Here is a 2,739-nt window from a genome sequence, read left to right on the forward strand (position 1 = left end):
TATCTCGTCCCGATAGTATTGTTGAGCCTGCTAACTTTAATTCTGATGGGCAAGTTGTTGTAGCGGGGCATATTGCAGCATTGCAGCGGTTTGAGTTGGCGATGAAAGCAAATGGGGCGAAGCGTGTGGTGTCTCTGCCAGTGAGTGCTCCATTCCATTGTTCGCTGATGAAACCTGCACAGGCTAGTATGGCTGACTATCTTACGACTATTGAAATCAAGCAGCTGACTACATCGGTGATAAACAATGTGGATGCGGCGGTGGAAGATGAGCCTAGTGTGGTATATGACGCACTGGTTAGGCAAATGAGTGGGGCGGTGAAGTGGAGTCAAAGTGTGAGAAAACTAATTAGTTTAGGAGTGACAACGTTTGTAGAAGTGGGCGCGGGTGCGGTTTTAACTGGGTTGATAAGAAAGATTGACAAAGGTGTGGAATGTGTTAATATATCAAAACTCGGTGATTTAGAGAAAATATTAAGATAGATGATAGGGTAATAGATTATGAGAGATTTAGAAAATAAAGTGGCGTTAGTGACAGGTGCTTCTCGCGGAATAGGGCGTGCCGTTGCGTTGAGGCTTGCATCAGCTGGGGCATTGGTTGCTGTGAATTATGCTAGTTCAGCGGCTGGTGCTGAGGAGGTTGTGGCGCAGATAAAAGCTGCTGGTGGCAATGGCATGGCTGTAAAGGCTGAGGTGGGCAAATCCAGCGAGGTTGCCGCAATGTTTGAGCTGGTGAGTAAAGAGCTTGGGGCGGTTGATATACTTGTGAATAATGCGGGCATTACTAAAGACACGTTGCTTATTAGAATGAAAGATGAAGATTTTGATAAAGTTATAGAGACCAATTTGAGAGGGGCGTTTCTCTGTGCTAAGCAGGCTATAATGCCTATGATGAAGAAAGGTTATGGGAAGATTATCAATATGTCTAGTGTTGTGGGTTTTTCTGGTAATGCGGGGCAGCTCAATTATGTTGCATCTAAGGCGGGCATTCATGGTATTACTAAAGCCTTAGCCACTGAATATGGGGCAAAGGGGATACGGGCGAACTCTATAGCTCCGGGCTTTATCAAAACTGATATGACAGACAAGTTGTCTGATAGTGTGAGAACGGCACTTGTTGATAAGACGCTGTTGAAGTCGCTTGGCAGTGTGGATGATATAGCGAATGCGGTTTATTTCTTGGCATCACCCTTGTCAGACTATATAACTGGTCAGGTTATACATGTCAATGGCGGGATGTATTTATAAAAAGGGAACAGGAGGCAGAGACATGGCTGATAAGCAAGCAGAGGTAGTCAAAGTCATCGCTGAGAAGTTGAATGTTGAGGAGTCTAAGGTAACGCTGGAATCTTCTTTTGTTGAAGATTTGGGTGCGGATTCTTTGGACACCGTTGAGTTGGTTATGGCACTTGAAGAAAAATTCAATGTAGAAATATCTGACGAAGACTACCTCTGCTTGCTTATCAGCCATGTCTCTGCCTCCTGTTCCCTTTTTATAAATACATCCCGCCATTGACATGTATAACCTGACCAGTTATATAGTCTGACAAGGGTGATGCCAAGAAATAAACCGCATTCGCTATATCATCCACACTGCCAAGCGACTTCAACAGCGTCTTATCAACAAGTGCCGTTCTCACACTATCAGACAACTTGTCTGTCATATCAGTTTTGATAAAGCCCGGAGCTATAGAGTTCGCCCGTATCCCCTTTGCCCCATATTCAGTGGCTAAGGCTTTAGTAATACCATGAATGCCCGCCTTAGATGCAACATAATTGAGCTGCCCCGCATTACCAGAAAAACCCACAACACTAGACATATTGATAATCTTCCCATAACCTTTCTTCATCATAGGCATTATAGCCTGCTTAGCACAGAGAAACGCCCCTCTCAAATTGGTCTCTATAACTTTATCAAAATCTTCATCTTTCATTCTAATAAGCAACGTGTCTTTAGTAATGCCCGCATTATTCACAAGTATATCAACCGCCCCAAGCTCTTTACTCACCAGCTCAAACATTGCGGCAACCTCGCTGGATTTGCCCACCTCAGCCTTTACAGCCATGCCATTGCCACCAGCAGCTTTTATCTGCGCCACAACCTCCTCAGCACCAGCCGCTGAACTAGCATAATTCACAGCAACCAATGCCCCAGCTGATGCAAGCCTCAACGCAACGGCACGCCCTATTCCGCGAGAAGCACCTGTCACTAACGCCACTTTATTTTCTAAATCTCTCATAATCTATTACCCTATCATCTATCTTAATATTTTCTCTAAATCACCGAGTTTTGATATATTAACACATTCCACACCTTTGTCAATCTTTCTTATCAACCCAGTTAAAACCGCACCCGCGCCCACTTCTACAAACGTTGTCACTCCTAAACTAATTAGTTTTCTCACACTTTGACTCCACTTCACCGCCCCACTCATTTGCCTAACCAGTGCGTCATATACCACACTAGGCTCATCTTCCACCGCCGCATCCACATTGTTTATCACCGATGTAGTCAGCTGCTTGATTTCAATAGTCGTAAGATAGTCAGCCATACTAGCCTGTGCAGGTTTCATCAGCGAACAATGGAATGGAGCACTCACTGGCAGAGACACCACACGCTTCGCCCCATTTGCTTTCATCGCCAACTCAAACCGCTGCAATGCTGCAATATGCCCCGCTACAACAACTTGCCCATCAGAATTAAAGTTAGCAGGCTCAACAATACTATCGGGACGAGATA

5 protein-coding genes are annotated in these 2,739 nt (G+C 44.8%); 3 read left to right on the top strand and 2 right to left on the bottom strand.

What is annotated here, in order from left to right; translation table 11 throughout:
- The 3 genes from AC1MDJ_RS07485 to acpP form a co-directional block, all read left to right on the top strand.
- Nucleotides 1-482 (top strand): ACP S-malonyltransferase (locus tag AC1MDJ_RS07485; RefSeq protein WP_479690300.1); only part of this gene is annotated, 482 nt, incomplete at its 5' end.
- A gap of 18 nt (nucleotides 483-500) precedes the next feature.
- On the top strand, nucleotides 501-1,247 hold the full coding sequence (gene fabG, locus AC1MDJ_RS07490; protein ID WP_479690301.1) for a 3-oxoacyl-[acyl-carrier-protein] reductase: 747 nt from the start codon (nucleotides 501-503) through the stop codon (nucleotides 1,245-1,247).
- A gap of 22 nt (nucleotides 1,248-1,269) precedes the next feature.
- Nucleotides 1,270-1,515 (top strand): acyl carrier protein, encoded by a 246-nt coding sequence (gene acpP, locus AC1MDJ_RS07495; RefSeq protein ID WP_479690302.1) that lies wholly within the window; start codon nucleotides 1,270-1,272, stop codon nucleotides 1,513-1,515.
- Here the strand turns inward: acpP and fabG (AC1MDJ_RS07500) are convergent.
- Together fabG (AC1MDJ_RS07500) and AC1MDJ_RS07505 are read right to left on the bottom strand one after the other, a co-directional pair.
- On the bottom strand, nucleotides 1,493-2,239 hold the full coding sequence (gene fabG, locus AC1MDJ_RS07500; RefSeq protein ID WP_479690301.1) for a 3-oxoacyl-[acyl-carrier-protein] reductase: 747 nt from the start codon (nucleotides 2,237-2,239) through the stop codon (nucleotides 1,493-1,495). The two genes, acpP and fabG (AC1MDJ_RS07500), sit on opposite strands and share 23 nt — an antisense overlap.
- 18 nt (nucleotides 2,240-2,257) lie before the next feature.
- Nucleotides 2,258-2,739 (bottom strand): ACP S-malonyltransferase (locus AC1MDJ_RS07505; RefSeq protein WP_479690300.1); only part of this gene is annotated, 482 nt, incomplete at its 5' end.

The sequence above is a fragment of the Candidatus Termitispirillum reticulitermitis genome, from assembly GCF_054655775.1.

Coding starts and splice junctions, on each gene's coding strand:
- fabG (WP_479690301.1), bottom strand. CDS start 2,239: ATGAGAGATTTAGAAAATAAAGTGGCGTTAGTGACAGGTGCTTCTCGC.
- fabG (WP_479690301.1), top strand. CDS start 501: ATGAGAGATTTAGAAAATAAAGTGGCGTTAGTGACAGGTGCTTCTCGC.
- acpP (WP_479690302.1), top strand. CDS start 1,270: ATGGCTGATAAGCAAGCAGAGGTAGTCAAAGTCATCGCTGAGAAGTTG.